The sequence below is a fragment of the Allobrachymonas denitrificans DSM 15123 genome, from assembly GCF_900110225.1.
Taxonomy (GTDB): Bacteria; Pseudomonadota; Gammaproteobacteria; order Burkholderiales; family Burkholderiaceae_C; genus Brachymonas; species Brachymonas denitrificans.
In genome coordinates this window covers 106,330-132,952 of record NZ_FOCW01000004.1, presented here as the reverse complement: position 1 = coordinate 132,952, position 26,623 = coordinate 106,330, and the positions used below count along the sequence as shown (strand labels likewise).

The following is a 26,623-nucleotide window of genomic DNA, read 5'->3' as shown; positions in this document are numbered from 1 at the left end:
CTGAAAGGAAGTACCCCCATGCAGCATTCCAGACGCACCCTGATCCATTCCGCCCTCGTCGCCACCGCCCTGCTGGCCGGCGGCACCGCTCTTGCGGCCGACCCGGCCAAGAAGCAGATCGTCATCGGCACCACCGTGGGCGATTTCGGCGACCAGGTCAAGCAAGGCATCCGCCCCATCCTCGAAAAGCAGGGCTACAAGGTCAAGCTGGTCGAATTCACCGACTATGTGCGGCCCAACCTGGCGCTGCAGGAAGGTTCTCTCGACGTGAACGTGTTCCAGCACCGCCCCTATCTGGACAAGTTCAGCGCCCAGCACAAGCTGCGCCTGACGCCGGTGTTCCAGGTGCCGACCGCTCCGCTGGGCATCTACGCCGGCAAGCGCAAGTCGCTGGCCGAGGTGAAGCTGGGCAGCTCCGTCAGCCTGCCGAACGACCCGAGCAACCTGGCGCGCGCGCTGGTGATGCTGGCCGACCTGGGCTGGATCTCGCTCAAGCCGGGCATCAACCCGGTGACGGCTTCCGAGCGCGACATCGCCGCCAATCCGCGCAAGCTGGTGCTGCGCCCGCTGGAGGCCGCGCAGCTGCCGCGTTCCCGCGCCGACGTGGACTTTGCCGTCATCAACGGCAACTACGCGGTGAGCAGCGGCATCCGGCTGACCACGGCGCTGTATCAGGAGAAGAGCAACGCCTACATCAACGTGGGGGTGCTCAAGACCGCCGATGTGAACAAGCCCTGGGCGCGCGACGTGATTGCCGCCTACCAGTCGCCCGAGTTCAAGGCCTATGCGCTCAAGCGCTTCCCGGGCTACAAGCTGCCGCAGGTGTGGGGCAAGTAAGGGCGCAGTGTTGAGGGGCGCCGGACACTCGCGCGGCAGCCCTTGCCTCACGCCTTGGGCGCCGCCGGCACATCCTTGGCCGCCGTCACCGGCGTGCCCGCCTGCTCCAGCGGCGCCGTGAAGTTCACCAACCGCGGCACCAGCCTGCCATCGCGAAAGCCCTCGGCATGGAAGTGGTAGGAGGTCACGCCGCAGTTGGGCACATCGCCCTCGCGGTCGATTGCCAGGATCTCCTGCTCGGCCAGCCCCTCCAGCAGGTAGCGCAGGCAGCTCACGATCACCTGGTGCCCCACCACCAGCACGCGCTGGCCGTCGTATTCGCGCGCCGTCATCTCCATGAAGCTGCGCAGGCGCAGGATCACATCGCACCAGCTCTCGCCGCCGGGCGGACGGAAATAGAACTTGCCCACATGCGCACGCTGCTCGAACAGGTCCGGAAACTTCTGCTGGATGCCGTAGCGCGTGTAGCGGTCCAGCACACCGAATTCCTTCTCGCGCAGGCGTTCGTCCACGCGCAGCGTGGTCGGCATTTCGCCTACCTGCAGCAGGCGGCGTGCGGTTTCGACGGCACGCAGATAGGGCGAGCACAGCAGCACATCGGGCTGCTCCTCCGGCGGCAGTGTGCCAAACCAGTAGCCCAGCGCATCCGCCTGCCGCTCGCCCAGCGGGGAGAGCGGCGTGTCCATGTCGCGCGTGGCGATGTCGAGCATGGGCAACTGGCGCGAGTTGGCCAGATCGCTGGCCACGTTGCCGGCGCTCTGGCCGTGGCGTACCACCCAGAGCACGCTGGGCGTGGGAGAAGAGTGCTTGACGATCGACACAGGCAGCATGGCAGCAATAGGACAACAGGCCAGACTGTACGCAGGACGCGTGCCGGCGAAGGTAGGACGCCATCCACTGTGCATGGCTGGCGCGCCGACTTCACTGGGGATTTTCCCGGCGGCTCTGGTTTTCCATGAGGGCTATTAAATTTTTTATGCAATTCCTATAATTATTCGAATTTCATAATTTCCCCTAAATTCGCCATGTCCAGCGTCTACCCCCGCCCCGAACTGGGCCGCCAGATGGCCACGCAACTGCTGCGCCCCGGCCCGCTGGATGCCTCGCTGCAGTCCGGTCTGTTCCTCTCCGGCCAGCGCCGCACCGGCAAGACCACCTTTCTGCAGCACGACCTGATCCCCGCGCTGGAGGCCATGGGCGCGCTGGTGATCTATGTGGACCTGTGGAGCGACGTACAGGCTTCGCCCTCTTCGCTGGTGCATGCCGCCATCAAACAGGCCCTGACCGAACTGCAGAACCAGGGCTCGCGCATGCGCAGGACGCTGGCGCGCGTGAAGGGCGCCGAAGTGGGCGCGCTGGGCTTCAAGTTCGGCTTCTCGCTCGACAGCCTGGGCAAGGAAGACGGCACCACGCTGGCCCAGGCGCTTTCCGCCATCGTGGAGCAGGCGCAAACCGATGTGGTGCTGATCATCGACGAGGTGCAGCACGCCATCACCTCCGAGAACGGCCACGGCCTGCTGCTGGCGCTCAAGGCAGCGCGCGATGCCATCAACCAGAATCCTCAATCGCAGGGCCGCTTCTACTTCGTGGGCACCGGCTCGCACCGCGCCATGGTCAACGAACTGACAGCACGCCGCAACCAGGCCTTTGCCGGCGCCGTGAGCGTGCCGTTTCCGCTGCTGGGGCGGGATTATGTGGAGCATCTGCTGCAGCACGCGGCTGACGGCGGTCTGGGCCCGCAGATGCCCTCGCCCGAAGTGGCCTGGCACGGCTTCCAGACACTGGGCCAGCGCCCCGAAGAAATGCTGCGCGCCCTGCGCCAGCAGCTGGTGGCCCTGCAGGAGCAACCACAACTCAAGCCCGACGAAGTGTTTCCGGTAGTCGCCTCCACCCTGCGCAATGCCCTGGCCGGCGAAGAACTGCGCCGGCTCGAAAGCCTGGGCGGCTTGGCCGAAGCCATTTTTGCCCGCATCGCCGCCACCGAAGCCGGCGAATCCAAGGGCCTGTTCACCCCGGACGCCCTGAAAGCCTACGGCGAGCACCTGCACCGCCCCGTGCGCATGGAGGAAGTGCAACCCACCATCAACGCCATGCTCGACGAGAACATCGTGCTGCGCAAGGCACACGGCCTGTACGCCATCACCGATCCCTTTGTGCATCAGGCGTGGAAGGAGAGCCAGGCGGTGCAGGCTCGGCTGCAGGGGTGACGCCAAGGCCCCAGCCTGCGGGCGTGTGCGTTCAACCGCTGAAGACGCAAAAAAGCCACCGCCGGGCTGCGTCCCATTGCCCAAAAGCAATGAGGCCACGACCCACCTCGGTGGCTCTGTGTCGCAAGGCCAGCGCCGTCACACGACGGCGCGCCCTGCTCAGCGCACTTGCTGTGCCAGCTCGCCCTTGGCGTACTTCTCGGCCATCACGCTCATCGGGATGCCCTTGATCTTGGCGCCCTGGCCTTCGCAACCGAACTCCAGATAGCGCTGCTTGCACACGGCCTTGGCGGCTTCACGCGCCGGCTTCATCCATTCGCGCATGTCGAACTTGGAGGGGTTCTCGGCCATGAACTTGCGCAAGGCACCGGTCATCGCCATGCGGATGTCGGTGTCGATGTTGATCTTGCGCACGCCGTACTTGATGGCTTCCTGGATTTCCTTGACCGGCACGCCGTAGGTCTGCTTCATGGCGCCGCCGTACTGGTTGATGATGTCCAGCAGGTCTTGCGGCACGCTGGAGGAACCGTGCATCACCAGGTGGGTGTTGGGGATGCGCGCGTTGATTTCCTTCACGCGGCTGATGGCCAGCACGTCGCCTGTGGGCGGACGGGTGAACTTGTAGGCGCCGTGGCTGGTGCCGATGGCAATCGCCAGCGCGTCCAGCTGGGTGGCGGCCACGAACTGGGCGGCTTCCTCGGGGTCGGTCAGCATCTGGCTGTGGTCCAGCTTGCCGACGGCGCCCACGCCGTCTTCCTCGCCGGCTTCACCGGTTTCCAGGCTGCCCAGGCAACCCAGTTCGCCTTCCACCGTGGCGCCGATCTTGTGCGCCATGGCCACGACCTGCTTGGTCACGTCCACGTTGTAGTCGAAGTCGGCCGGGGTCTTGCCGTCTTCGCGCAGCGAGCCGTCCATCATCACCGAGCCAAAGCCCAGGTCCAGCGCACCCTGGCAGATGGCGGGAGAGGTGCCATGGTCCTGATGCATCACCAGCGGGATGTGGGGATAGGCTTCGGCGGCGGCCTGGATCAGGTACTTGATGAAGTGCTCACCGGCATACTTGCGCGCGCCAGCGCTGGCCTGCAGGATCACCGGGGCGCCGACTTCGTCAGCAGCAGACATCACGGCCTGCACCTGTTCCAGGTTGTTGACGTTGAAGGCCGGGATGCCGTAGCCGTTTTCGGCGGCGTGGTCCAGCAGTTCGCGCATGGAAACGAGTGCCATGGAAGAGTCCCCTCAGAAGTTGAAAAGCGATATGACCCACCCTCCGGGGCAGGCCAGGATGTCAGTGCGATGAATTTTTCGCCATTTTAGCCTGCCATGGCCCGAACGGGGACTTGTCGCAGGTCAATGCGGGGGCATGCGCACCTCAGGCCGCGCGGCAGATCTTCAGCATGTTGGTGCCACCCGGCGCGCCCATCGGCTCGCCGCAGGTAATGGCGTAGATGTCGCCGCTCTGCAGCACGCCACCGGCCTTGAGCTGCGCCTCGGCCTGGTGCAGCACGCTGTCGCGGTCGGCGTGGGTGTCCATCAGCATGGTCTGCACATTGCGGTACAGCGCCATGCGCCGCTGCGAAGCCACCTTGGGCGTGAGCGCATAGATCGGCATGTTGACGCGGTGGCGGCTCATCCACAGCGCGGTGGAGCCGGATTCGGTCAGCGCCACGATGGCCTTGGCCCCCAGGTGCTGCGCCGTGAACAGCGCGCCCAGCGCAATCGACTGGTCGATGCGGGTGAAGTTCTGGCCGGTGAAGTCGGCATCGGTCGCCACCGCCGGATCGAAGCGCTCCGCCGCCTCGCAGATCTGCGCCATCTCGCGCACGGTCTGCAGCGGATACTTGCCCGCTGCGGTTTCGGCCGACAGCATCACCGCATCGGTGCCGTCCAGCACCGCGTTGGCCACATCGCTCACCTCGGCGCGCGTGGGAATCGGGTTGCTGATCATGCTCTCCATCATCTGGGTGGCGGTAATCACCACCCTGTCGAGCTGGCGCGCCAGGCGGATCATGTGCTTCTGCAGCGCCGGCACCGCCGCGTTGCCCACTTCCACCGCCAGATCGCCGCGCGCCACCATGATGCCGTCGCTGGCCAGCAGAATGGATTCCAGCCGCGGAATCGCCTCTGCGCGCTCGATCTTGGCAATCAGGAACGGACGATGGCCACGCCCGGCGCCCGCCACATGGCAGAGCTGACGCGCCATTTCCATGTCGGTGGCACTTTTCGGAAAACTCACCGCCACATAGTCGGCCTCGAATTCCATGGCGGTCTTGATGTCCTCCATGTCCTTGCCGGTGAGCGCCGGCGCGGACAGCCCGCCGCCCTGCTTGTTGATGCCCTTGTTGTTGGACAGCTCGCCGCCCTCCACCACCGTGGTGTGCACCGCATCACCCCGCACGGCCTCCACCTTCAGCATGATCAGGCCGTCATTGAGCAGCAGCATGTCGCCAGGCTTGACGTCGTTCGGCAGCTCCTTGTAATCCAGCCCCACACCGCCGATGTCGCCCGGCTCGCTGCGCGCGGCATCGAGCACAAAGGGCTGGCCGGTCTCCAGCTGTACCTTGCCTTCGGCAAACTTGCCGACACGGATCTTGGGGCCCTGCAGGTCGGCCATGATGGCCACCTCGCGCCCCACCTTCTGCGCGGCCTCGCGCACCATGCGGGCACGCTCGATATGGTCCTGCGCCGTGCCGTGGCTGAAGTTGAGGCGCACCACGCTCACCCCCGCCTGGATCATGGCCTCCAGCATCTCGGGCGTGCTGGAGGCGGGGCCGATGGTGGCGACGATCTTGGTGACGTGCTGGCGCATGATGGGCGAATCCGGATTCTGATAGCCCCGCATCACCGCGATGCGGGAAGCAGTCATTCTTGCATGATCGCCATGACATGCCGATGGCGGGTATCCCTATGGTGCATGACCGCCGCAGCACGATCCGGCACGTCGGCCCCTGCGCACACCCTGTCCTCGCTCGACACAAGGAAAGCCGCTCCCCAAGGGAGCCCATCAACAAAAAACCCGCCAGCAACAAAGCGGGCGGGTTTGGTGTGCGCACAGGGCGCAGCGGTCAGACCAGGGCCATCAGGCCGGCACCACCGTCACATCGGTACGGGGCACGCTGGTGGCACGGCCAGCAAAGTCGGTCCAGCACATCTGCTTGAAGTCGTACAGCTTGCACTTGGCGGCGGTATCGAAGTACCACCTCCAGGAGAAGGCCTGCACCACGATGCGGCCGGGCAGCAGTTCTTCCAGCTTGGACTGGGCCTTCTTCAACTGGTACAGCGGAATGCTCATGTCCACGTGGTGGGCGGTGTGCTCCATGATGTGGTGCATGGCGGCGCCGATCTTGAACGGGAAGGTCAGGTGCACGGTGGTGGACACGAAGGGTGCCGCCTTGCCCCAGGCCGTCTTGTCGTTCTGCCAGGTCACCTTCTCGTGTGTGTGGTGCACGTACACCACGAAGCCGATCATGTAGAACCAGAACATCAGCGGAGCAGCCATGCCGAACAGGAAGGCCTGCCACACGGGCTGTTCGAAAGCCAGCGCCAGTGCCGTGATGGCCACGGCCCAGACGATCCAGAACGCCACCACCAGGATGTTGTCCCAGAAGAAGACCGGACGGCGGGTGGGCATGTGCGTCTTGTTCGGGAAGAACTCGCGCTTCCACCAGATCTCGATCATGTAATAGATGCCGGCACCCCAGCCGCTGCGGTAGATGCGCTGCAGCAGGCGCTGCGTGGGCGACAGGGCGTCGAATTCTTCCTTGGTGAGCGGTTCCCACACGAAGTCCACACCCTTCAGGCAGGTGTAGCCGTGGTGCACCACGTTATGGCCCACGTCCCACAGGCTGTAGGCGGTGAGCGAAGGCATGAAGGCGATGCGGCCCAGCCACTTGTTGAGCTTGCGGTTGGGCGTGAGGCTCATGTGGCAGGCATCGTGGCCGATGATGAACAGGCGGCCGATGACGAAGCCGGCAGCCAGACCGCTCAGCAGCTGCAGCCACCAGGCTTCGAACAGCACGGCGCCGGCAATCAGGGCGGAAAACAGGATGTAGTCCAGCACCAGCAGCACAAAGGCGTGCCAGTTGTCGCGCTGGGCAAACGGGTTGGTCCAGGAGCGGATCACCTTGCGGTGCGGCATCGGCTCGCTGGGGGCAATCGGGGTCGGAGCGGGGGGTACAGCAGTGGTCGTTTCAGTCATATCCGGTACAACACAGGCACAACAGCGTGCGGGGCGCAGCCCGCTGGCCTGCGGTGGGCCGGGATACGCACAGGCGCACCAAACCCATTACCGCACATAGGACTGCTCCTACATTCTATGAAGTCCGAACGTTTTATGCCAGCCCTGCACCCGGATACCCGCGTAACACCCCGGTAAGAAAGGTAGCATGAAAGGCGGGGCTTACCGCTTTTCTACGGGTTTTCCCATGGTAGACGCCAGCTTGGACGGCTCCGGCTCTCCCCGGGCGCTGTCAGAATAGCACCAACGTGCTATTTCCGGATTCCGGAGCCAAGCCCCGGATCCGGAAGGCTTTTTCAGCCGTTGGCGCGCTTGGCCAGGATCTCGAACGCGGGCAGCGTCTTGCCTTCCAGCACTTCCAGGAAGGCGCCGCCGCCGGTGGAGATGTAGCTCACGTCCTTGTCGATGCCGTACTTGGCAATGGCGGCCAGGGTGTCACCGCCGCCGGCAATGCTGAAGGCATCGCTGTCGGCAATGGCGCGGGCAATGGTCTCGGTGCCGTTGGCAAACTGGTCGAACTCGAACACGCCCACCGGGCCGTTCCAGACGATGGTGCCGGCGGCCTTGAGCTTCTCGGCCAGCAGCTGCGCCGTCTTGGGGCCGATGTCCAGGATCATGTCGTCCTCGGCCACGTCGGTGGCAGCCTTCACCTCGGCCTTGGCATCGGCCTTGAATTCCTTGGCCGTCACCACGTCCACCGGGATCGGCACTTCGGCCCCACGCGCCTTCATGGCCTCGATCACCTTCTTCGCCTCTTCCACCAGGTCGCCTTCTGCCAGCGACTTGCCGATGTGCAGGCCGGAGGCCAGCATGAAGGTGTTGGCAATGCCGCCACCCACGATCAGGCCGTCCACCTTGTCGGCCAGGCTCTGCAGGATGGTCAGCTTGGTGCTGACCTTGCTGCCGGCCACAATGGCGATCAGCGGACGCTTGGGATTGGCCAGGGCCTTGCTGATGGCGTCCATCTCGGCGGCCAGCAGCGGGCCGGCGCTGGCCACGGGGGCAAACTGGGCGATGCCGTAGGTCGTGCCCTCGGCGCGGTGGGCGGTGCCGAAGGCATCGTGCACGAAGATGTCGCACAGCTTGGCCATCTTCTCGGCCAGCTCGGGCTTGTTTTTCTTCTCGCCCACGTTCAGGCGGCAGTTTTCCAGCAGCACCACCTGACCGGGTTCCACTTCCACGCCGTCCACCCAGTTGCTCACCAGCTGCACGTCGCAGCCCAGCAGCTCGGACATGCGCGCAGCCACGGGCGACAGGGAATCTTCCGGCTTGAACTCGCCCTCGGTCGGGCGACCCAGGTGAGAGGTGACCATCACGGCCGCACCGGCGTCCAGCGCCATCCGGATGGCCGGAATGGAGGCGCGGATGCGCGTGTCTTCGGTGATGTTGCCGTTGTCGTCCTGCGGCACGTTCAGGTCGGCACGGATGAAGACGCGTTTGCCCTTGGCCTGACCGTTGGCGCAGAGGTCGGAGAAGCGGATGAATTGCATGGCGGGTTCCTGTGGAGGGCAGAAAATCATGAAAACTGGATGACTGCGGCGATTATAGGAAGCAAGCCGGCCCACGCAAGCCCGGATGCACGCTTTTGATGCACCGGTTTCGCGGTGGAGTGTGGGCCGCCGCCATCCCGCAAGCTCTGGTGCGCAGGTTCCCCAAGCTTTTCCCGATCTGCCCCCGCTTCCCGGTGCGCATGCCCACACGGCTTTTACGCTGCAGCGCGCTGCGAGCGCCCCGCACGCTGGCACAATGGACTTGTGGCGTGCCTTGGTCCGGCACGCAATCCCGTTGAGGAAGGAACAAGCCATGAAGATCCTGCTCCCCGTCGATGGCAGCGCCCTGTCGCTGCATGAAACCCGTTTCGCCCTGCGTCTGGTGCAGGAGGGTCTGAAGGCCGAATTCGTGCTGGCCAACGTGCAGGAGCCGGCCTCGTTCTACGAGCGCCTGACGGCGCGCGACGATCAGGAGATGCTGGCCAACGTGGCGCTGGAAGCGGGTGCCGACAGCATGGCGGCATCGGCCAAGCTGCTCGAGTCCTTCAACGTGCCGTATGAAACGGCGGTGCTCACGGGCGATCCGGTGCCGGCCATCCTGGAGCTGATCGAGTCCTACGGCTGCGACATGGTGGTAATGGGCTCGCGCGCGCTGGGGCTTGTGCGCACGGCGCTGGAAGGCTCCACCTCCAGCAAGCTGGTGCAGGATTCGCCGGTGCCGGTGCTGCTGGTCAAGCCGCCTGAAGTCGAGGACTACGACATCGAGGAGCAGGACGGACCGGAAGAGGCCTGAACACCGTTCAGTCCGGTTCCTTGGCGCTGCGCTCGTCCAGCAATTGCGCCTTTTCTTCCACCTTGGCCCAGTCGTCCGCATCCGGCAGGGCCGCGTGGGTGCGCGCGATCACCGGCCACTTGCGCGCCAGATCAGCGTTGATCGGAATGTACTTGCGCTGATCCTTCGGCACATCCTCCTCCGGGAAGATGGCGGCGACCGGACACTCCGGAATGCAGACGGCGCAGTCGATGCATTCGTCCGGATCGATCACCAGCATGTTCTTGCCTTCGCGGAAGGCGTCCACCGGACAGACGTCCACGCAGTCGGTGTATTTGCAGTTGATGCAGGCTTCGGTTACGACATGGGTCATGGCTCTCTCCGTGTGGATGAATGCGGCGCGAGCGCGCTCAGCGCCGGGCGTTGCGCACCCGGATGGCAGGCGGCGGCTGCCAGGGGGCGGGCGGCTGCACCGGAAACTCGGCCGGATCGGGCGGCAACAGGTCGGCCAGGGTGTAGTCGTCGAAATAGTCCAGCATCTGCTGCAGGGCGCCGCTCATGATGCCGGTCAGGCGGCAGCTGCCGGCCAGGGCACAGGTCACGTCCTGCGTCAGGCAGTTCACCAGGTAGAAATCGGGCTCCATGCCGCGCACCACGGCGCCGATGCCGATCTCGGAAGGCGCCACGGCCAGACGGATGCCGCCACCTTTACCACGCACCGTATCCAGCCAGCCCTGGCGGCCCAGCTGGTGCGTGATCTTCATCAGATGCGCTTCGGAGACGCCATAGGCTTGGGCGATCTCGGCAATGTTGCACAGACGCTCCGGCTGCTGCGCCACGTACATCAGCAGGCGCAGGGCGTAATCGGTCATGGTGGCAAGACGCATGGCAGGCCTCGGGCGGAGTGTGCGGTTTTCATAAGATATATTTGATATACATCTTATTATGTGAGCCCTGCCTGTCAACGGGAGGCCGCGCTGCCAGGCTGGTTATTGCGGGTACAAAAAAACCGCCCGGGCACCGTCCGCTGTACATCCAGGGCGGTGCGCCGTGCGGCGCAGGAGTCAGCCTGCCGCGCTCACGGGGAGCACGGCAGCTGCGGCATTACATCTCGACGCGCTTGCCGTCCTTGTAGGTGTACAGGGTGACGGCCGGCTTCTGCAGCTCGCCCTTGTCGGTGAAGCTGATTTCGCCGGTCAGGCCCTTGAAGTTGGTGGCAGCCAGCTTGGGCAGGTACACGGCCGGATCGGTGGAGTCGGCAGCCTTCATGGCTTCCACCAGCACGCGGGTGGCGTCATAGGCGTAGGGGCTGTAGATCTGGAACTGCTTGGGGTACTTGGCTTCGTAGCCCTTCAGCCACTCGGGGCCGCCCGCCATCTTCTGCACGGAAGAACCGCCGGTGGCGCAGATCACGTTCTCCACGGTCTTGGAGTTGGAAGCCAGCTCGGGCAGCTTCTCGGTACAGATGGCATCGCCGCCGAACAGCTTGACGTTGTCCAGACCCAGCTGGCCCATCTGGCGCAGCATGGGGCCGGCCTGGGCGTCCAGGCCGCCGAACAGGATGGCGTCGGGCTTCTTGGCCTTGATGGCGGTCAGGATGGCCATGAAGTCGGTCGCCTTGTCGGTGGTGAACTCGTTGGCAACGACCTGCATGCCGTTCTTGTCGGCAGCAGCCTTGAACACCACGGCCAGGCCCTGGCCGAAGGCGGTACGGTCATCCACGATGGCCACGTTCTTCACGCCGTTCTGGGCAGCGTAAACCGCCACGGCTTCACCCAGCTGGTTGTCGTTGGCGATCAGGCGGAACACGTTCTTGTGGCCGGGCTTGGTCAGGTCCGGGTTGGTGGCCGAAGCGGTAATCATGGGGATACCGCACTTGGCGTAGATGTCGGAAGCCGGAATGGTGGTACCGGACTGCAGGTGGCCGACCACGGCAACAACCTTGGAGTCGCACATCTTCTGGGCCACGGCGGTCGCCTGCTTCGGATCGCCCGCATCGTCTTCCGCCACGACCGTGAAATGCACCGGCTTGCCGCCGATGGTGGGCTTGCTCGCGTTGACTTCGTCCAGAGCCAGGCGCACGCCGTTTTCCACGTCCTTGCCGATGTGGGCAATGCCGCCGGAAATGGGGCCGACGGTGCCGAAGGGCACTTCAACCGCGCCGGCATCGGCAGTGGCCGCCGCCGGGGCTGCACCGCTGGTTGCGGCACCGGCGGCCGGCTCCTGCTTGGAACAGCCGGCGACTGCGACCAGGGCTGCCAGGGCCAGGACATTCAGGCTCAGGGTCAGGGAACGTTGCATGGGGTTGTCTCCTAAGGGGGTATATGGGATCTATTGCCATGCGCGCACCAAGCCTCCTGGGCCGGTACCCGCGTAAGCAATATGAAAGCGCAGTGTAACCGGCTTTTTCCGGATTTGCGTGTCAGCACAATCCCGTATTTCGCACGGTCGTTCGCAGGAGAAATTACCAGCCCAGACCGAGGTGCAGCGGCAGGTACACGGCCATGCCGACCAGAATGGTGCCCATCACGCTGCGGCGGTAGAAGAACCAGGCTGCGCCGGCCAGCGCGCCGTACAGACGGGCATCGTTCCAGCTGGCCAGCTGGTTGTCGGATGTCATCACGATGGCCGGAATGACGATGGAGGCGAGCGCCGCCGCCGGTGCGTACTGCAGGCCGCGCTTGAACCAGCGCGGCATGGGCAGCTCGCGGCTGGACAGGAAGAACAGGCTGCGCGAGACGATGGTGACCACGGTCAGACCCAGGATGATGAGCAGCGTGATCCAGTCGGTCTGGCCGGGCAGGGTAGGGTCGAGGCTCATCGGCGCGCCTCCGTACGGGCGTCGCGCTCGTCCGAGCTGCGGCGCAGCACGGTGTATTCCAGCGCCAGACACACGGCCACCGACACCACGATGGCGGCCACCAGGTTCAGCTTGAGTGGCAGGTTCCAGGCCAGCACCGCCACGCCGCCCGCCAGCGTGGTGGCAAGAATGCGCATGCGGTTGTCCAGCGTGGCGCACAGCACGCCGAGCACGGCCAGCGTACCGGCAAAGCCCAGCCCCCAGGACAGCGGCAGCGCCTGCGCCACCAGCACGCCCAGCGTGCAGGCGGTGCACCAGGCCACATAGTTGGTCGCCGTGCTGCCGACATACCAGGCAATCTGCTCGCCGCGCAGCTTCGGCTCATCGGACGGATGCGGATAGCGCTGCACGAACAGCACGTAGTTGATGTCGCCGGACAGATAGCCAAACAGCACGCGCTCGCGGAACGGCAGATGCCGCACATATTCGCGCAGATGGGCGCTGAAGACGACAAAACGCAGGTTCACGCAGAAGGCCGCCGCCAGCACCACCCACACCGGGGCACCGGCCGCGATCAGCGGGATGGCGGCCAGCTGTGCCGTACCGGCAAACACCAGCAGCGTCATCAGCAGGCCTTCGAACAGGCTGAGGCCGGAGTTGGTCATGGCCACGCCGGTCATCAGGCCCCAGGAGGCAATGCCCAGCCAGAGCGGCCGGTAGGCACGCGAGCCCTCCCAGAACGCCGGCTGGCGCAACATGGCGAGCGAGAGCACGCGCGGCTCCTGCACCGGGTCACGCGGTGCCGGGACGCGGGGCAGCGCCTGCACAGTAGTGGCGGGGGGCATGGTGTCAGTCCTGCGCGCCGAGCAGGCTGCCGACCGGCAGGGCAAAACCGCGCAGCCAGTCGGCTGCCGGCAGGCGCTTGCCGCCGGCGCGCTGCAGTTCGGTCAGGCACAGGGCAGAGCGCTGGCCCTTGGGCTGCGGCCCGGCGTCGCCACGCGGCTCGGAATCAGGCGCCGTGACGACCGGACTGTTGGCAAGGAGGCTTTCCGGATTGCGGACGCTGTCGCTACCGCAGGCAACATGGATGCCCTGGGCATCCAGCGCCAGCACCTCCCCCGGCCGGGCTGCCGCCAGCACAGGCATGCCGGACACTTGCGCACGCCAGATCTTGACCGGTTCGCTCTTGCCTTCCGGCGTACGCGCATGGGTGAGCGCCGCCGGGAAAGGGTTGAAGGCGCGTACGCGGCGGCCGATCTGTTCGGCAGGCAGGTTCCAGTCGACCAGCGCTTCGGCCTTTTCGATCTTGTGTGCGTAGGTCACGCCCGCTTCGGGCTGCCTGACCGGACGGAAACCGCCGCAAGCGGCCAGTTCCAGCGCCTCCACGATCAGGCGGCCACCGAGCGTGGCGAGCTTGTCGTGCAGGGTGGCGGTGGTGTCATCCGCCGCGATGGGCAGCTGCTCCACCAGCAGCATGTCGCCGGTATCCAGCCCCGCATCCATCTGCATGATGGTGATGCCAGTGGCCGCATCGCCGGCCTCGATGGCTCGGTGGATGGGCGCGGCGCCGCGCCAGCGGGGCAGCAGGCTGGCGTGGATGTTGAGGCAACCCAGGCGCGGCAAGTCCAGCACCCATTGCGGCAGGATCAGGCCGTAGGCGGCCACCACCATCACATCGGGCTGTGCCGCCAGCAGCGCCTCGCGCGCGGCAGCGGCATCGTCGGGATACTTGCCGTCCAGACGCAGGCTGAGCGGCTGTGCCACGGGAATGCCGTGCGCCAGCGCCGTCTGCTTGACGGGCGAGGCCTGCAGCTTCATGCCGCGACCGGCGGGGCGATCCGGCTGCGTCAGCACCAGCGGCACCTCGAAACCGGCGGCCAGCAGGCGCTCGAGCGCGACCTGGGCAAACTCCGGCGTGCCGGCGAAAACGACTTTCATGGGAACTGCCTTTGCCGGGTTACTGGGCGCGCGCTTCGCGCTCGGCCTCGCGCTGCGCCTTGGCCAGCTTGGTCTTGATGCGGTTGCGCTTGAGCGGGCTCAGGTATTCGACGAACACCTTGCCGGCCAGATGATCCATTTCGTGCTGCAGGCACACCGCCAGCAGGCCCTCGGCCTCGATCACGCGGCTGTTGCCATTCTCGTCCAGTGCGCGCACGCGGATGCGCTCGGCACGCTCCACGCCGTCGTAGATGCCGGGCACCGACAGGCAGCCCTCGTCGCCCTTGATACGCTCCTCGCTCATCCACTCGATCTCGGGGTTGATCACCACCAGGCGCTCGTTGCGTTCTTCGGAGACGTCGATCACCACAAGACGCTCGTGCACGTCCACCTGCGTGGCCGCCAGGCCGATGCCCTTGGCCTCGTACATGGTCTCGAACATGTCGGCGATGATGCCGCGCAGACGGTCATCCACGGCGGCAACAGGCTTGGCCACGGTGCTGAGGCGGGGATCGGGATAGACGAGGATGGGAAGCAGGGCCATGGATATACGAGGGAACGGTTGGGTTCGGGAATGCAGCAGCGCCACGCCGGGCGCGCGAATCCCTGCATTTTCGCGCGAATCGAGAAATCGCGTTGGGGTGGGCGGCAAAGACGGGTGAGTGGAGTGGTCGGCTTCAGTGTGTTTTTCCTGTTTGGCGGTGGAAATGCAGCATAATTGATACTTTATGACTATATTTATTTCACCCCTGTTCCGTACACGAGCCAGGCACCGGCTTCTGCGCTTGCCGTGTGCCTTCCTGCTGACGGCCGCCTGGGCAACAGCCCATGCCGGCCCTGCGCCCTTCTGGATGGATGCAGAGACCCATGCCCGTGCTGGGCGCATCCTGGCCAGCGGCAGCGAGATGCGCAGCCTGCTTGCAACGGGCGACCGGGTGCTTGTGCAGTGGCCGAAGCAGGAGCCGGCTTCGCTTCCTGCTGACGGGTGTCTTTCGCCCATGGCAGTTCACTACCGCATCCTGCGCACACTGCCCCCATCAGCCGGGGCCGGTTCGGCCTGGCGAAGCGCGAATACCGCCTCCACGAGTCCGCATACCGTGCTGGTCCAGCCGATCGGCACCGCCCGCCTGGCAACGCAGCATGCCGCCACGCCGCAAGCCATGGTCGACATCGTGCAGGCTGCGGATGCCATTCGCCCCGGCGATCTGCTGCTGGCGTTGGACAGTGTGCCTGCCTCGCGGGATACTGCCGGCGACTCCCCTTTCCCCTGTCCCCACCCATGACCCGCGAAGAACTGGCAGCCTGGCTGCAACTGGTACAAGCCGATGGCATCGGCCCCGACAGCGCACGGCGCCTGCTGGCGGCCTTCGGCCTGCCCGAACAGATCGTGGCGCAATCGCGCCCGGCCCTGGAGCAGGTCGTGAGCAGCCGCCAGGCCGAGGCCCTGCGCAATCCCGCCCCCGAAACACTGGCCCTGATCGACACCACTTGGGCCTGGCTGCAACAGGACGACGGCCTGCAACGCCGCCTGCTCACGCTCGGCAGCCCGGACTATCCCTCCTCGCTGCTGCAGATGGCCGACCCGCCCGTGCTGCTGTATGGGCTCGGCCAGGTGGACCGGCTGGCTGCCAGCCAGGGCATGGCCATGGTGGGCAGCCGCAATCCCACGCCGCAGGGCGCCATCAATGCGCGCCAGTTTGCGCGTGCCTTTGCCGATCTGGGCTGGACGGTGGTGTCCGGTCTGGCGCTCGGCGTGGATGCGGCAGCGCATGAAGGGGCCCTGAGCGGCTTCGATGCCACGCTGCACGCCGGCCCCTCCACCATCGCCGTGGTCGGCACCGGGCTGGACCGGGTCTACCCGCGCCAGCACCGCGAACTGGCCCACCGCATCGCACAAACCGGCGTGCTGCTGAGCGAGTGTCCGCTGGGCGCACCGCCGCTGGCGCACCACTTCCCGCAACGCAACCGCATCATCGCCGGACTCAGCCATGGCGTGCTGGTGGTGGAAGCCGCGCCGCAATCCGGCTCGCTGATCACGGCACGGCTGGCCAGCGAGCAGGGCAAGGAAGTGTTTGCCATTCCCGGCTCCATCCACTCGCCGCAGTCGCGCGGCTGCCATGCGCTGATCCGCCAGGGCGCCAAGCTGGTGGAATCGGCGGAAGATGTGCTGGAAGAATTGCGGCCCGGACTGGTGCGGCGTGACGCCCCCGCTCTGCCGCAGCGCACCCATGACGACCCCGTGCTGGAAGCGCTCGGCTATGACCCGGTCAGCCTGGACGCCCTGCTGGCACGCACCGGCATGGACACCGCCACGTTGCAGGCGCGCCTGCTCGAGCTCGAACTGGACGGAGAGGTGGGCCGCCTGCCCGGCGGACTGTTCCAGCGCATGGCCAGCGCCTGAGAACGTGAAAAATTATCAATCCGGTTTGACGGCATTTTGAGACAAATACCATCAGGCGGCCTATAGTCCCCCCATTTTTCGGTCGCCACAAGCATAACGAAAGGGAGCACATGACCGCCATCATCGATTTTCTGAATACCGTCTTCTGGGGCTACGTCCTCATCTATGGCCTGCTGGCCGTGGGCCTCTTCTTCACCTTCCGGCTGGGCTTTCTGCAGTTCCGCCATTTCCCCGAGTTCATCCGCTCGGTCATGCGCTCGCCCGAGCAGGATTCCGGCGGCATCACGCCGTTCCAGGCGCTGTGTACCAGCCTGGCCTCGCGCGTGGGCACCGGCAACCTGGCCGGTGTGGCGGTGGCGATTGCCCTGGGCGGCCCCGGCGCCATCTTCTGGATGTGGATGGTGGCGCTGGTCGGCATGGCCACGGCCTTTGCCGAAAGCACGCTGGCCCAGCTCTACAAGGTGCGTGACGAACACGGCCAGCTGCGCGGCGGCCCGGCCTTCTACATCGCGCGCGGCCTGAAGGCCCCGTGGGCGGCCACGCTGTTCTCCCTGTGCCTGATCCTGGCCTTCGGCCTGGTGTTCAACGCCGTGCAGTCCAACTCGATTGCCGAAGCCATGCAGGGCGCCTTCGAGGTGCCCAAGCTGGTCACCGGCGGTGCCGTGGCGCTGCTGGCTGCCGTCATCATCTTCGGCGGCATCCGCACCATCGCGCGCGTGGCCGAGTACATCGTGCCCTTCATGGCCGGCGCCTACCTGCTGGTGGCCATCTACGTGCTGATCGTCAACTACGACGCCGTGCCCGGCATGTTGGCGCTGATCGTCAAGAGCGCCTTCGGCATCGAGCAGGCGGCCGGCGGCATTGCCGGTGCCATGCTCAACGGCATCAAGCGCGGCCTGTTCTCCAACGAGGCCGGCATGGGCTCGGCCCCCAACATTGCCGCCGTGGCCACCCCGAACCCGCACCACCCCTGTGCACAGGGCTTCGTGCAGTCGCTGGGCGTGTTCATCGATACGCTGCTGGTGTGCACGGCCACCGCCGTGATGATCCTGCTCTCCGGCGTGCTGCAGCCCGGCAGTGACCTGACCGGCATGGCGCTGACGCAGGCCGCCATGACGGCGCACATTGGTGATGCCGGCCGCTACTTCATCGCCGTGGCGATCTTCTTCTTCGCCTTCACCTCCATCATCGGCAACTATGCCTATGCCGAGAACGCACTGACCTACCTGAAGCTGGCCACGCCCGCCGGCATCACCACGCTGCGCCTGCTGGCGCTGGGCATGGTGCTGTGGGGCGCGGTGCAGACGGTGGCCGTGGTGTTCGATGCCGCCGACGCGGCCATGGGCCTGATGGCCAGCATCAACCTGGTGGCCATCGTGCTGCTGTCGGGTCTGGTGGTGAAGCTGCTGCGCCAGTATCTGGCCCAGCAGCGTGCCGGCCAGCTGCCGCACTTCCACGCCTCCGACCTACCGGAAGTGGCCGACCAGCTCGACCCCGGCATGTGGCAGAAGCCGACCCGGAGCTGATACGGCAAACGCCCGGTGCATGCCGGGCGTCGATGTGCTGGCTGGCCCGGAGCCGCCACGCTGAAGCGCCCGGCACCCGCCGGGCATCCACCCCTCAGTCGTCCTGGAAGCCGCTGAGCATGGCGGCTCTCTGGCGCGCGGCAAACTCCTCGTAGGTGTTGATGCCGCGCAGCTCCAGGATGGTGCTGCGCACGGCCGCCTCGACCAGCACGGCAATGTTGCGGCCCACCACCACCTGGATCACCGCCTTGCGGATCGGCACGCCCAGCACGTCCTGGTAAAGCGGTTCGGTCGGCATGCGCTCGTAGTCGCGTTCCAGCGTTTCCTTGCGCACCAGGTGCACGATCAGCCGCAGGCGCATGCGGCGGCGCACCGCAATCTCGCCGAAGATGGCGCGGATATCCAGCAGGCCGATGCCGCGCACCTCCATCAGGTTCTGCAGCAGTTCGGGGCAGCGGCCCTCGATGGTGGTCTGGTTGATGCGGTAGAAATCCACCGCATCGTCAGCCACCAGACCATTGCCGCGCGTGATCAGTTCCAGACCCAGTTCGCTCTTGCCGAGGCCCGACTCGCCGGTGATCAGCACGCCCAGTCCCAGGATGTCCAGGAACACGCCGTGCATGGTGTCGCGGTTGGCGAAGTGCTTGGACAGGTAGGTGCGCAGCAGGTCGATCACGTAGGCGGCGCGCTCATCCGTGGCAAACAGCGGAATCTGCGCCCGTTCGCACATCTGCAGCAATGCCTCGGGCGGCGTCTGGCCGTCGGCCACGATCAGCACCGGCGGCTCCAGCGTGACGATGCGGGCAATGCGGCGTGCCACATCCTCGGGCGTGGCCTTGGTCACGTAGTGCACCTCGCGCTCGCCCAGCACCTGCACGCGGTAGGGGTGGATGTAGTTGAGGTAGCCAACCAGGTCGGCACCCGAGGCCGCCTCCATTACCGCCACTTCCTCGAAGCGCCGCTCCGAGGCGCCCAGCCCGGCCAGCCACTGCCAGCGCAGGGTGGTACGGAAATCTTCGAACAGCACGTCGGCACTGATGACGGTGTGTTTCATGGCGGCAATCACGCAAAAACAGGAAAAATACGGCACCGGACTGGCCGGGCCGCAGCTTCACCACCTAATGTAACCCAGCGGCCCGCTGCACGCCGGGCCGGCAAGCGCCCATGAAAAAGGCGAACCCGCAGGTTCGCCTCATCGATGTCCGCAGCCGCGCCGTCAGTTCGGGTGGATGGACTGCCAGTCCGACACCAGCTGGTGCAGGGCCAGCGAGTCGTGCGTGGTCATCAGTTTTTCGCGCAGTTCGCTGTCACTGAGCATTTCGGCGATCTCGGACAGGATCTCGAGGTGCTTCTGCGTGGCGGTTTCGGGTACCAGCAGGAAGATCAGCAGGCTGACCGGGTTGTCGTCCGGTGCGTCGAAACCGATGGGGCGTGCCAGCTGGAACAGCGCCGCCATGGGCGCCTTCAGGCCCTTGATGCGGCCATGCGGAATGGCCACCCCGTGACCAAGACTGGTGGAACCCAGCCGTTCGCGCGCGAACAGGCTGTCGGTGATAGTGGCACGGCTCAGGTTGTGCAGGTCTTCGAACAGCAGGCCGACTTCTTCGAAGGCGCGCTTTTTGCTGGTGACGTCGACGTCGACGACGACCTGTGAGGCTGGCAGGATGGAGGCTAGACGATTCATTGGGTTAATGCAGACTTTGCCCGATTATGCACACATTGTAAAACTTTGCTCGGTGAAAACCCTGTCATGCATGACACGCCTTGTCGGACAAGGCCGCCAGAACGCCGCTTTCGGGAGGGAGGGGAGCGACCAGGCCTGTGACAAAAACAAAACAGCCTGACGCGACGGCATCAGGCTGCATCCTGGATCAGACCCGGATTACTGCTGCTGCATTTCCTGCATCATGCGGCGCTGGGCCTCGGAATTGTGCGTCGTCAGCTTGTCCTTGTGGCGGATGATCTGGCGATCGAGCTTGTCCATCAAGTCATCGATGGCAGCGTACATGTCCTGCTGATTGCTCTCGGCATGGATGTCGCTTCCCTTGACGCGGATATTGCACTCGGCACGCTGCTTGCGATCCTTGTCGCTGGTGTTGTCGATGGATAGCAGAACGCGAACGTCGACGACCTGATCGAAATGACGGGTGATGCGATCAAGCTTGGTGGTTACGTAGTCGCGCAGGGCAGGGGTCACTTCCAGGTGATGTCCACTGATGGTCAGATTCATAAAGTCCTCCTTGGCCTTGGGGCCTTGCACTTCAATTCCGGTTCGCCTCGCAGGTCGGAACCGCCCGGCGGGAGGCTGCCGTCACAACCGCCCGTCCGTTGTCTCTACTATGCGGCCACCCCCCGCAAAAGACAAGATGACAGAAATATTTCTTGATCCATCTCAGGGTTAATGGGGGGCAGGTTTGCCATGGGGCAAAAACGGGGCATGATCAGAAGGTGAAGTTGAAACCGCGCGCTACCAGCACGGCCGGCAGCGGAATCAGCAGCATCAGGTGCGAGGACACCATGATGCGGCGGCGGATCTGCCGCACTTCCGGCTCGGACGGCAGGCTGCCATCGGCTTCATGCGCACGCACCCACTGGCGAAAGCGCAGCGTGGGGCGCACCGACAGCCACAGCATCACCAGGAAGATGGTGATTTTCAGGTGCAGCAGCGGCTGCGCCAGGTACCAGTCCAGCCCCTTGGCCCCCCACACCATGCGCGCCGTGCCGCTGGCCAGCACCAGCACGGCAAAGGTCAGGTAGATCAGGTCCACCCGCACCAGACGGCGCAGCATGGCGCCGTTCATCCACTCGGTGCGGCACAGCGCCGCTTCGGAGCCGAGGAACACCGTCATGCTCAGGATGGCGATGAAATGCAGATAGGCGAGGGTGGCTTCGAGCATGGGGACTCCAAAAATCAGGGCATCCGCTAGCTTATCCCCGATAATCGCGGAATGAGCGGCAATACCCTAGGAAACCTGTTTGCAGTCACCAATTTTGGTGAATCCCACGGCCCGGCCATTGGCTGCGTGATCGACGGCTGCCCGCCGGGCATGCTGCTGTCGGCGGCAGACATCCAGCCCGATCTGGACCGGCGCCGTCCCGGCACCAGCCGCCACGTGACGCAGCGCGCCGAGGCGGACCAGGTGGAAATCCTCTCCGGCGTGTACGAGGGCCGCACCACCGGCACCCCGATCTGCCTGCTGATCCGCAACACCGACCAGCGCAGCAAGGACTATGGCGAGATCCTGCAGACCTTCCGCCCCGGCCATGCCGACTACGGCTACTGGCACAAGTTCGGCATCCGCGATCCGCGCGGCGGCGGGCGCTCGTCCGCTCGCCTGACGGCTCCGACCGTGGCTGCCGGCGCGGTGGCCAAGAAATGGCTGAAGGAAAAGTTCGGCATGGAATTCCGCGGCTGCATGACGCAACTGGGCGAGCTGCCGATCCCCTTCGAGGGCTGGGAACATGTGCCCGACAACCCGTTCTTTGCCCCCTGCGCCGACGTGAGCGCGCTGGAGGCCTACATGGACAGCCTGCGCAAGGCCGGTGACAGCTGCGGCGCCAAACTGCGCGTGACGGCCACCCGCGTGCCGGTGGGCCTGGGCGAGCCGATCTACGACCGGCTCGACGCCGACATCGCGCACGCCATGATGGGCCTGAATGCCGTCAAGGGTGTGGAGATTGGCGACGGCTTTGCCACGGTGGCGCAGAAAGGCAGCTACCACGGCGATTCGCCAACGCCGCAGGGCTTTGCCAGCAACCATGCCGGCGGCATCCTCGGCGGCATCAGCAGCGGGCAGGATCTGGAAGTGAGCATCGCGATCAAGCCGACCAGTTCCATCATGACGCCGCGCGATTCCATCGACCTGCACGGCAACCCGACCGTGGTGCAGACCAAGGGCCGGCACGACCCCTGTGTGGGCATCCGCGCCACGCCGATTGCCGAGGCGCTGCTGGCGCTGGTGGTGATGGAGCATGCGCTGCGCCATCGCGCCCAGTGTGCAGATGTGCAGGTGGATACGCCGGACGTGGCCCGTCTCGGCTGAATGCCTGCTGCTCCCGACCCCATCGCCATGCTGGCCGACCTGCGTGCGGCCGGCTTTCCCGAGCCGGAAATCCAGGCGGTGCGCAATACGCCGCCGATGTGGGAGCAGCTCACGCGCTTTTATGCGCAGGGTGGGCGCGTGCAGGCCATTCCGGCAGCCTTTTCCGCGGCCAACGGCCACCCTTCGGCGATCAGTTTCTACGTGCCGGAAGATCCGGCACAGCGCACCCACTCACGCTATTCCTCGCTGGCGCACGAGCTGGGGCATGCCCTGTTCTACCCGGAGCAGTGGAACGCGATGGACAGCTTTGGCTCGGCCGAGGCCTACGCCCGCTCGCGCGAGATGGGCGAGGCCCATGCCTGGCTCAACCAGTACACCCTGTGCCTCGAGAAGGTGGGCGGGCGCAGCGAGCTGTAGTTTCCGCTCGCCATCGAGAACGAGGACGACTTCGGCGTGCGCACGCGCGATGTGTTCGGCGAGATCGCCCACATGAAACTGGCCGGCGACGACGACGCCAGCATCCTGGAACACCTGGCCACGCTCAATGCCAACATGTTTCCCTCGGGCATGGGCGAGGGCAACCACAAGACCTACGGCCAGTGCAACCGCTGGGACTACTACCTCGCCCACGGGGACGGTGCCATCCTGGCCGATTTTCAGCGCCAGCTGCAGCGCGGGCCCACGCCCGACGAGCAGAAGCGGCTGGTCAAACACGGACTGCTGGATCGCGCGCCGGACAGCGGCAGCGACCCCGTCTGGACGGCCTGAAACCCCTGCGCAACACCGTCGCGGCATGCCTTTTTCAGGGGCTGACCATGGAGCAGGCGGATGTGAAGGCTTGCCGGATACCTTAACTAAGGGTTAACCCTTGTTTCATTTTCCACATCGTGCTTTCATTTCCCGCCAAGTCTCGGCAAAAACCCTTGTTTTGTCGTTAATCCGACAGTTTTCGCCCTTTGTAAGCCAGAACGAAACTCAGCCCCCTACAATCCGCTCCGGATAAATTGAAGTTAACGCAAACGTCAACTAGAAAGGGGCGGCCCATGAGCAGTGCCATCTACAAAAACATGCGGAACCATCCGCAATTCAAGGAGCTGGTGCAAAAGCGCAGCCGCTTCGCCTGGACACTGGCCGTGATCGTGCTGGTGCTGTTCTACGGTTTCGTGCTGACCGTGGCCTTCAACCCCACCGCCCTGGGCCAGCCCATCGCGGAAGGTTCCAAGTTCACCGTGGGCGTGGTGCTGGAACTGTTCCTGTTCGTGCTGTTCTGGGTGCTGACCGCCTACTACGTGCGCCGCGCCAATACCGAGTTCGACGCGCTGAACCAGAAGATCATCCGCGACGCAGCCAAGGGAGGCAAATAATGCAGGGCAAACTGATTTCCCGTCTGCTGGCTGCGCCGCTGCTGGCCACTCCCGCACTGGCACTGGCCGCCGGCCCCGCCATGGAAGGCGCCATCCAGAAGCAGGCCACCAACTGGCACGCCATCATCATGTTCCTGATCTTCGTGGCACTGACCATGGGGATCACCTACTGGGCGGCACGCCGCACCAAGTCGGCGGCCGATTTCTACACCGCCGGCGGCGGCATCACCGGCTTCCAGAACGGCATGGCGATCGCGGGTGACTACATGTCTGCCGCCACGCTGCTGGGCCTGACGGCCATGACCTTCACCTCCGGCTACGACGGCTACATCTACATGATGGCCTTCTTCGCCGGCTGGCCCATCATCCTGTTCCTGATGGCCGAGCGCCTGCGCAACCTGGGCCGCTTCACCTTCTCCGACATCACCGCCTACCGCCTCGACCAAGGCAAGATCCGCACCATGGCTGCGATTTCCTCGCTGACCGTGGTCTGCTTCTACCTGATCGCGCAGATGGTGGGTGCCGGCCAGCTGATCAAGCTGCTGTTCGGCCTGGACTACAACGTCGCCATCTTCGCCGTGGGTATCCTGATGATGGTCTACGTGACCTTCGGCGGCATGGTGGCCACCACCTGGGTGCAGATCATCAAGGCCGGCCTGCTGCTGGCAGGTGGCACGCTGGTGATGGTGCTGGCCTTCAGCCAGTTCGGTTTCTCCTACAGCGAGATGGTCACCCGCGTGACCGAAGTGCACAAGCTGGGCGACAAGCTGATGTATCCGGGCAGCCTGCTGGCCGATCCGGTCACCGCCATCTCCCTGGGCCTGGGCCTGATGTTCGGCACCGCCGGCCTGCCGCACATCCTGATGCGCTTCTTCACCGTGACCGACGCCAAGGAAGCGCGCAAGTCCGTGCTGTACGCCTCCGGTTTCGTGGCCTACTTCTTCAACGTGATCTTCATCATGGGCCTGGCCTCCATCGTGATCGTCGGCCAGAACCCCGAGTTCTTCGAAGGCGGCGACCTGCAGGGCAAGCTGATCGGTGGCGGCAACATGGTTGCCATGCACCTGTCCAAGGCCGTGGGCGGCAACATGCTGCTGGGCTTCCTGGCTGCCGTGGCCTTTGCCACCATCCTGGCCGTGGTGTCGGGCCTGGCGCTGGCCGGTGCCTCCGCCATCTCGCATGACCTGTATGCCCGCGTGATCAAGAAGGGCCAGGTCTCCGAGACCGACGAGATCCGCGTGTCCAAGTACGCCACCGTGGCACTGGGCCTGCTGGCCATCGTGCTGGGCATCGCCTTCGAGAAGCAGAACATCGCCTTCATGGTGGGTCTGGCCTTCGGCGTGGCGGCTGCCGCCAACTTCCCGGTGCTGATCCTGTCCATGTACTGGAAGGGCCTGACCACGCGCGGCGCGCTGTGGGGCGGCTACGGCGGCCTGGTGTCTGCCGTGCTGTTCGTGCTGTTCTCCAAGTCCGTGTGGGTGGACGTGCTGGGCAATGCCGCTCCGCTGTTCCCGTACACGCAGCCGGCCCTGTTCGCCATGCCGGTGGCCTTCCTGCTGGCCTACATCTTCTCGAAGACGGACAGCAGCGTGCGTGCAAAGAACGAGATCGAGGCCTTCGACGACCAGTACGTGCGTGCCCAGACCGGCTACGGCGCGGCTTCCGCATCGAACCACTGATCGCAACCGGTGCCCGGGCTGCCCCGGGTGCCGCAAACGCCTTGAAACGGGTGTGCCAGCAACGGCACGCCCGTTTTTTCGTTGGGCGGACGCCCGCGGCGCGCGGCATGCCTTGTGGCCGTCATGTTGCAGTGCGATAATTTCGGCTTCTTCATCATGTGGAGCATTTGCTTTACACCCCATGGAACCCAGCCCTAGTTGCTAGCTTCCGCCCCCTGACGGATTCGCGGCCCCGAGCCGGCGGTCGCGGGCAGCGGAAGCCTCCCCATCGCCGTTATCCCCCGCCATACCGGCCATGCCTTGCGCGTGGCCGCAGGAATATCCGTCATGCTGAACATCTTCACGCTGGCCAATGGCCGCCTGTTTCAGGAAGAGATCGAGTCGCTCGAGGAGCTGACCCGGTTCACGCCGATCTGGGTCGATCTGGAAGACCCCACCCTCGAGGAAAAACGCTGGATCAAGCAGCACTACGGCCTGTCCATCCCGGAAGACGCGATGGACGAGGACATCGAGGAATCCGCCCGCTTCTACGAGGAAGACAACGGCGAGCTGCACATCCGCGCCGACTTTCTGGTGGCCGATTTCGATGACCCGAGCACCGAGCGCGTGGCCTTCATCCTGAACCAGAGCAATCCGGAGCTGAAGAGCTACAACATCCTGTTCTCCATCCACGACGACACGGTGCCGGTGTTCCGCCTGCTGCGCCTGCGCGCGCGCCGCATGCCGGGGCTGATCACCGATGCCAAGGAACTGCTGCTCAAGCTGTTCGACGCCGACGCCGAGTACAGCGCCGACACGCTGGAGGAAATCCACGAGGAGCTGGAGCACGCCAGCACCCGCGTGCTGAAAGGCGACGTGACCGACGACGTGGCCGGCGAGGTGCTAGCCACCATTGCCCGCCAGGAAGACATGAACGGCCGCATCCGCCGCAACGCGACCGACACGCGCCGCGCCGTCAGCTTCATGATGCGCAGCCGCATGCTCAATGCCGAGCAGTTCGAGGAAGCGCGCCAGATCATGCGCGATATCGACTCGCTCGACAGCCACACCACCTTCCTGTTCGACAAGATCAACTTCCTGATGGATGCGACGGTCGGTTTCATCAACATCAACCAGAACAAGATCATCAAGCTGTTCTCGGTGGCCAGCGTGGCGCTGCTGCCGCCGACGCTGGTGGCCAGCCTGTACGGCATGAACTTCCGCTTCATGCCGGAACTGGAGTGGCAGTATGGCTACGCCTGGGCGCTCGGACTGATGATTGCCAGCGCCCTGCTGCCCATGTGGTACTTCCGCAAGCGCGGCTGGCTCAAGTAAAACCCTGTGGCCGATGGC

At 65.1% G+C, this 26,623-nt stretch carries 28 protein-coding genes; 12 read left to right on the top strand and 16 right to left on the bottom strand.

Annotated elements, in window-relative coordinates; all coding sequences use genetic code 11:
• The first annotated feature begins 18 nt into the window (after positions 1 to 18).
• Positions 19 to 837: a MetQ/NlpA family ABC transporter substrate-binding protein gene (locus BMW28_RS09130; RefSeq protein WP_091816908.1), complete on the top strand. Its 819-nt coding sequence runs from the start codon at positions 19 to 21 to the stop codon at positions 835 to 837.
• Between the two features lie 47 nt (positions 838 to 884).
• Here BMW28_RS09130 and BMW28_RS09125 read toward each other — a convergent pair whose 3' ends face one another.
• Positions 885 to 1,667 (bottom strand): histidine phosphatase family protein, encoded by a 783-nt coding sequence (locus tag BMW28_RS09125; protein WP_091816907.1) that lies wholly within the window; start codon positions 1,665 to 1,667, stop codon positions 885 to 887.
• 195 nt (positions 1,668 to 1,862) lie between these two features.
• On the opposite strand from BMW28_RS09125, the gene BMW28_RS09120 reads away from it, so the two are divergent.
• Positions 1,863 to 3,044, top strand: a complete 1,182-nt coding sequence (locus tag BMW28_RS09120) for an AAA family ATPase (protein WP_091816904.1) — start codon at positions 1,863 to 1,865, stop codon at positions 3,042 to 3,044.
• Positions 3,045 to 3,203: 159 nt separating this feature from the next.
• Here the strand turns inward: BMW28_RS09120 and fba are convergent, their stop codons facing one another.
• The 4 genes from fba to BMW28_RS09100 all read right to left on the bottom strand — a co-directional run bounded on the left by fba (position 3,204) and on the right by BMW28_RS09100 (position 8,768).
• Entirely contained in the window at positions 3,204 to 4,268 is a 1,065-nt protein-coding gene (gene fba, locus BMW28_RS09115; protein WP_091816901.1) for a class II fructose-bisphosphate aldolase, read from the bottom strand.
• 145 nt (positions 4,269 to 4,413) lie between these two features.
• Complete coding sequence (gene pyk / locus BMW28_RS09110) at positions 4,414 to 5,883, bottom strand: pyruvate kinase (protein WP_407640947.1); 1,470 nt, start codon at positions 5,881 to 5,883, stop codon at positions 4,414 to 4,416.
• A gap of 237 nt (positions 5,884 to 6,120) precedes the next feature.
• Positions 6,121 to 7,239 carry a fatty acid desaturase gene (locus BMW28_RS09105; RefSeq protein WP_200785773.1) on the bottom strand — a complete coding sequence of 373 codons (1,119 nt, stop codon included), beginning with the start codon at positions 7,237 to 7,239 and terminating at the stop codon, positions 6,121 to 6,123.
• Positions 7,240 to 7,574: 335 nt separating this feature from the next.
• Positions 7,575 to 8,768: a phosphoglycerate kinase gene (locus tag BMW28_RS09100; RefSeq protein ID WP_091816896.1), complete on the bottom strand. Its 1,194-nt coding sequence runs from the start codon at positions 8,766 to 8,768 to the stop codon at positions 7,575 to 7,577.
• Positions 8,769 to 9,081: 313 nt separating this feature from the next.
• Between BMW28_RS09100 and BMW28_RS09095 the strand changes: the two genes are divergently transcribed.
• Positions 9,082 to 9,561: a universal stress protein gene (locus BMW28_RS09095; protein WP_091816893.1), complete on the top strand. Its 480-nt coding sequence runs from the start codon at positions 9,082 to 9,084 to the stop codon at positions 9,559 to 9,561.
• Positions 9,562 to 9,568: 7 nt separating this feature from the next.
• On the opposite strand, the gene fdxA is transcribed toward BMW28_RS09095, so the two are convergent.
• The 7 genes from fdxA to def all read right to left on the bottom strand — a co-directional run bounded on the left by fdxA (position 9,569) and on the right by def (position 14,822).
• A complete protein-coding gene (gene fdxA / locus BMW28_RS09090; RefSeq protein WP_091816890.1) occupies positions 9,569 to 9,913 on the bottom strand; it encodes a ferredoxin FdxA in 345 nt (114 codons plus the stop codon).
• Between the two features lie 37 nt (positions 9,914 to 9,950).
• On the bottom strand, positions 9,951 to 10,427 hold the full coding sequence (locus tag BMW28_RS09085) for an RrF2 family transcriptional regulator (RefSeq protein WP_091816888.1): 477 nt from the start codon (positions 10,425 to 10,427) through the stop codon (positions 9,951 to 9,953).
• Positions 10,428 to 10,644: 217 nt separating this feature from the next.
• Positions 10,645 to 11,841 (bottom strand): branched-chain amino acid ABC transporter substrate-binding protein, encoded by a 1,197-nt coding sequence (locus BMW28_RS09080; protein ID WP_091816886.1) that lies wholly within the window; start codon positions 11,839 to 11,841, stop codon positions 10,645 to 10,647.
• A 163-nt stretch (positions 11,842 to 12,004) separates the two neighbouring features.
• On the bottom strand, positions 12,005 to 12,361 hold the full coding sequence (locus BMW28_RS09075) for an AzlD domain-containing protein (RefSeq protein WP_091816883.1): 357 nt from the start codon (positions 12,359 to 12,361) through the stop codon (positions 12,005 to 12,007).
• Positions 12,358 to 13,185, bottom strand: a complete 828-nt coding sequence (locus tag BMW28_RS09070; protein ID WP_234970099.1) for an AzlC family ABC transporter permease — start codon at positions 13,183 to 13,185, stop codon at positions 12,358 to 12,360. Before BMW28_RS09070 ends, BMW28_RS09075 begins: the two co-directional genes overlap by 4 nt.
• A 4-nt stretch (positions 13,186 to 13,189) precedes the next feature.
• The gene (fmt, locus tag BMW28_RS09065; protein WP_091816881.1) at positions 13,190 to 14,278 is read right to left on the bottom strand and encodes a methionyl-tRNA formyltransferase; all 1,089 of its coding nucleotides are present in this window, start codon (positions 14,276 to 14,278) and stop codon (positions 13,190 to 13,192) included.
• A gap of 19 nt (positions 14,279 to 14,297) precedes the next feature.
• Positions 14,298 to 14,822, bottom strand: a complete 525-nt coding sequence (def, locus tag BMW28_RS09060) for a peptide deformylase (RefSeq protein WP_091816878.1) — start codon at positions 14,820 to 14,822, stop codon at positions 14,298 to 14,300.
• Between the two features lie 307 nt (positions 14,823 to 15,129).
• Here def and BMW28_RS09055 point away from each other — a divergent pair, with 307 nt between their 5' ends.
• From BMW28_RS09055 to BMW28_RS09045, 3 genes are all read left to right on the top strand, one after another.
• Complete coding sequence (locus tag BMW28_RS09055) at positions 15,130 to 15,561, top strand: hypothetical protein (protein WP_143280572.1); 432 nt, start codon at positions 15,130 to 15,132, stop codon at positions 15,559 to 15,561.
• Positions 15,558 to 16,679: a DNA-processing protein DprA gene (gene dprA, locus BMW28_RS09050; RefSeq protein ID WP_091816875.1), complete on the top strand. Its 1,122-nt coding sequence runs from the start codon at positions 15,558 to 15,560 to the stop codon at positions 16,677 to 16,679. The genes BMW28_RS09055 and dprA overlap by 4 nt, the downstream gene beginning before the upstream one ends.
• Positions 16,680 to 16,789: 110 nt before the next feature.
• Positions 16,790 to 18,205: an alanine/glycine:cation symporter family protein gene (locus BMW28_RS09045; RefSeq protein ID WP_091816872.1), complete on the top strand. Its 1,416-nt coding sequence runs from the start codon at positions 16,790 to 16,792 to the stop codon at positions 18,203 to 18,205.
• 94 nt (positions 18,206 to 18,299) lie between these two features.
• Here BMW28_RS09045 and hprK read toward each other — a convergent pair whose 3' ends face one another.
• The 4 genes from hprK to BMW28_RS09025 form a co-directional block, all read right to left on the bottom strand.
• The gene (hprK, locus tag BMW28_RS09040; RefSeq protein ID WP_091816869.1) at positions 18,300 to 19,259 is read right to left on the bottom strand and encodes an HPr(Ser) kinase/phosphatase; all 960 of its coding nucleotides are present in this window, start codon (positions 19,257 to 19,259) and stop codon (positions 18,300 to 18,302) included.
• 162 nt (positions 19,260 to 19,421) lie between these two features.
• The gene (locus tag BMW28_RS09035) at positions 19,422 to 19,889 is read right to left on the bottom strand and encodes a PTS sugar transporter subunit IIA (RefSeq protein WP_091816867.1); all 468 of its coding nucleotides are present in this window, start codon (positions 19,887 to 19,889) and stop codon (positions 19,422 to 19,424) included.
• A 198-nt stretch (positions 19,890 to 20,087) separates the two neighbouring features.
• Positions 20,088 to 20,435 (bottom strand): ribosome hibernation-promoting factor, HPF/YfiA family, encoded by a 348-nt coding sequence (hpf, locus tag BMW28_RS09030; RefSeq protein ID WP_091816977.1) that lies wholly within the window; start codon positions 20,433 to 20,435, stop codon positions 20,088 to 20,090.
• Between the two features lie 211 nt (positions 20,436 to 20,646).
• Positions 20,647 to 21,102 (bottom strand): DUF2214 family protein, encoded by a 456-nt coding sequence (locus tag BMW28_RS09025; RefSeq protein ID WP_091816865.1) that lies wholly within the window; start codon positions 21,100 to 21,102, stop codon positions 20,647 to 20,649.
• 51 nt (positions 21,103 to 21,153) lie between these two features.
• Here BMW28_RS09025 and aroC point away from each other — a divergent pair, with 51 nt between their 5' ends.
• From aroC to corA, 6 genes are all read left to right on the top strand, one after another.
• Positions 21,154 to 22,248 carry a chorismate synthase gene (gene aroC / locus BMW28_RS09020; RefSeq protein ID WP_091816862.1) on the top strand — a complete coding sequence of 365 codons (1,095 nt, stop codon included), beginning with the start codon at positions 21,154 to 21,156 and terminating at the stop codon, positions 22,246 to 22,248.
• Positions 22,249 to 22,665, top strand: coding sequence for a hypothetical protein (locus BMW28_RS09015; protein ID WP_091816859.1), 417 nt, complete (start codon positions 22,249 to 22,251; stop codon positions 22,663 to 22,665).
• Positions 22,666 to 22,701: 36 nt separating this feature from the next.
• Entirely contained in the window at positions 22,702 to 23,016 is a 315-nt protein-coding gene (locus BMW28_RS09010) for a hypothetical protein (RefSeq protein ID WP_091816857.1), read from the top strand.
• Between the two features lie 275 nt (positions 23,017 to 23,291).
• Complete coding sequence (locus BMW28_RS09005; RefSeq protein WP_200785772.1) at positions 23,292 to 23,612, top strand: DUF485 domain-containing protein; 321 nt, start codon at positions 23,292 to 23,294, stop codon at positions 23,610 to 23,612.
• On the top strand, positions 23,612 to 25,291 hold the full coding sequence (locus tag BMW28_RS09000) for a cation acetate symporter (protein ID WP_091816854.1): 1,680 nt from the start codon (positions 23,612 to 23,614) through the stop codon (positions 25,289 to 25,291). Before BMW28_RS09005 ends, BMW28_RS09000 begins: the two co-directional genes overlap by 1 nt.
• 327 nt (positions 25,292 to 25,618) lie before the next feature.
• Positions 25,619 to 26,605, top strand: coding sequence for a magnesium/cobalt transporter CorA (corA, locus tag BMW28_RS08995; protein WP_091816852.1), 987 nt, complete (start codon positions 25,619 to 25,621; stop codon positions 26,603 to 26,605).
• Positions 26,606 to 26,623 lie beyond the last annotated feature (18 nt).

Bases quoted from the DNA above. Each gene is read 5' to 3' on its own strand.
- BMW28_RS09130 (WP_091816908.1), top strand. From the start codon at position 19: ATGCAGCATTCCAGACGCACCCTGATCCATTCCGCCCTCGTCGCCACC.
- BMW28_RS09125 (WP_091816907.1), bottom strand. From the start codon at position 1,667: ATGCTGCCTGTGTCGATCGTCAAGCACTCTTCTCCCACGCCCAGCGTG.
- BMW28_RS09120 (WP_091816904.1), top strand. From the start codon at position 1,863: ATGTCCAGCGTCTACCCCCGCCCCGAACTGGGCCGCCAGATGGCCACG.
- fba (WP_091816901.1), bottom strand. From the start codon at position 4,268: ATGGCACTCGTTTCCATGCGCGAACTGCTGGACCACGCCGCCGAAAAC.
- pyk (WP_407640947.1), bottom strand. From the start codon at position 5,883: ATGCGGGGCTATCAGAATCCGGATTCGCCCATCATGCGCCAGCACGTC.
- BMW28_RS09105 (WP_200785773.1), bottom strand. From the start codon at position 7,239: ATGACTGAAACGACCACTGCTGTACCCCCCGCTCCGACCCCGATTGCC.
- BMW28_RS09100 (WP_091816896.1), bottom strand. From the start codon at position 8,768: ATGCAATTCATCCGCTTCTCCGACCTCTGCGCCAACGGTCAGGCCAAG.
- BMW28_RS09095 (WP_091816893.1), top strand. From the start codon at position 9,082: ATGAAGATCCTGCTCCCCGTCGATGGCAGCGCCCTGTCGCTGCATGAA.
- fdxA (WP_091816890.1), bottom strand. From the start codon at position 9,913: ATGACCCATGTCGTAACCGAAGCCTGCATCAACTGCAAATACACCGAC.
- BMW28_RS09085 (WP_091816888.1), bottom strand. From the start codon at position 10,427: ATGCGTCTTGCCACCATGACCGATTACGCCCTGCGCCTGCTGATGTAC.
- BMW28_RS09080 (WP_091816886.1), bottom strand. From the start codon at position 11,841: ATGCAACGTTCCCTGACCCTGAGCCTGAATGTCCTGGCCCTGGCAGCC.
- BMW28_RS09075 (WP_091816883.1), bottom strand. From the start codon at position 12,361: ATGAGCCTCGACCCTACCCTGCCCGGCCAGACCGACTGGATCACGCTG.
- BMW28_RS09070 (WP_234970099.1), bottom strand. From the start codon at position 13,185: ATGCCCCCCGCCACTACTGTGCAGGCGCTGCCCCGCGTCCCGGCACCG.
- fmt (WP_091816881.1), bottom strand. From the start codon at position 14,278: ATGAAAGTCGTTTTCGCCGGCACGCCGGAGTTTGCCCAGGTCGCGCTC.
- def (WP_091816878.1), bottom strand. From the start codon at position 14,822: ATGGCCCTGCTTCCCATCCTCGTCTATCCCGATCCCCGCCTCAGCACC.
- BMW28_RS09055 (WP_143280572.1), top strand. From the start codon at position 15,130: ATGGATGCAGAGACCCATGCCCGTGCTGGGCGCATCCTGGCCAGCGGC.
- dprA (WP_091816875.1), top strand. From the start codon at position 15,558: ATGACCCGCGAAGAACTGGCAGCCTGGCTGCAACTGGTACAAGCCGAT.
- BMW28_RS09045 (WP_091816872.1), top strand. From the start codon at position 16,790: ATGACCGCCATCATCGATTTTCTGAATACCGTCTTCTGGGGCTACGTC.
- hprK (WP_091816869.1), bottom strand. From the start codon at position 19,259: ATGAAACACACCGTCATCAGTGCCGACGTGCTGTTCGAAGATTTCCGT.
- BMW28_RS09035 (WP_091816867.1), bottom strand. From the start codon at position 19,889: ATGAATCGTCTAGCCTCCATCCTGCCAGCCTCACAGGTCGTCGTCGAC.
- hpf (WP_091816977.1), bottom strand. From the start codon at position 20,435: ATGAATCTGACCATCAGTGGACATCACCTGGAAGTGACCCCTGCCCTG.
- BMW28_RS09025 (WP_091816865.1), bottom strand. From the start codon at position 21,102: ATGCTCGAAGCCACCCTCGCCTATCTGCATTTCATCGCCATCCTGAGC.
- aroC (WP_091816862.1), top strand. From the start codon at position 21,154: ATGAGCGGCAATACCCTAGGAAACCTGTTTGCAGTCACCAATTTTGGT.
- BMW28_RS09015 (WP_091816859.1), top strand. From the start codon at position 22,249: ATGCCTGCTGCTCCCGACCCCATCGCCATGCTGGCCGACCTGCGTGCG.
- BMW28_RS09005 (WP_200785772.1), top strand. From the start codon at position 23,292: ATGAGCAGTGCCATCTACAAAAACATGCGGAACCATCCGCAATTCAAG.
- BMW28_RS09000 (WP_091816854.1), top strand. From the start codon at position 23,612: ATGCAGGGCAAACTGATTTCCCGTCTGCTGGCTGCGCCGCTGCTGGCC.
- corA (WP_091816852.1), top strand. From the start codon at position 25,619: ATGCTGAACATCTTCACGCTGGCCAATGGCCGCCTGTTTCAGGAAGAG.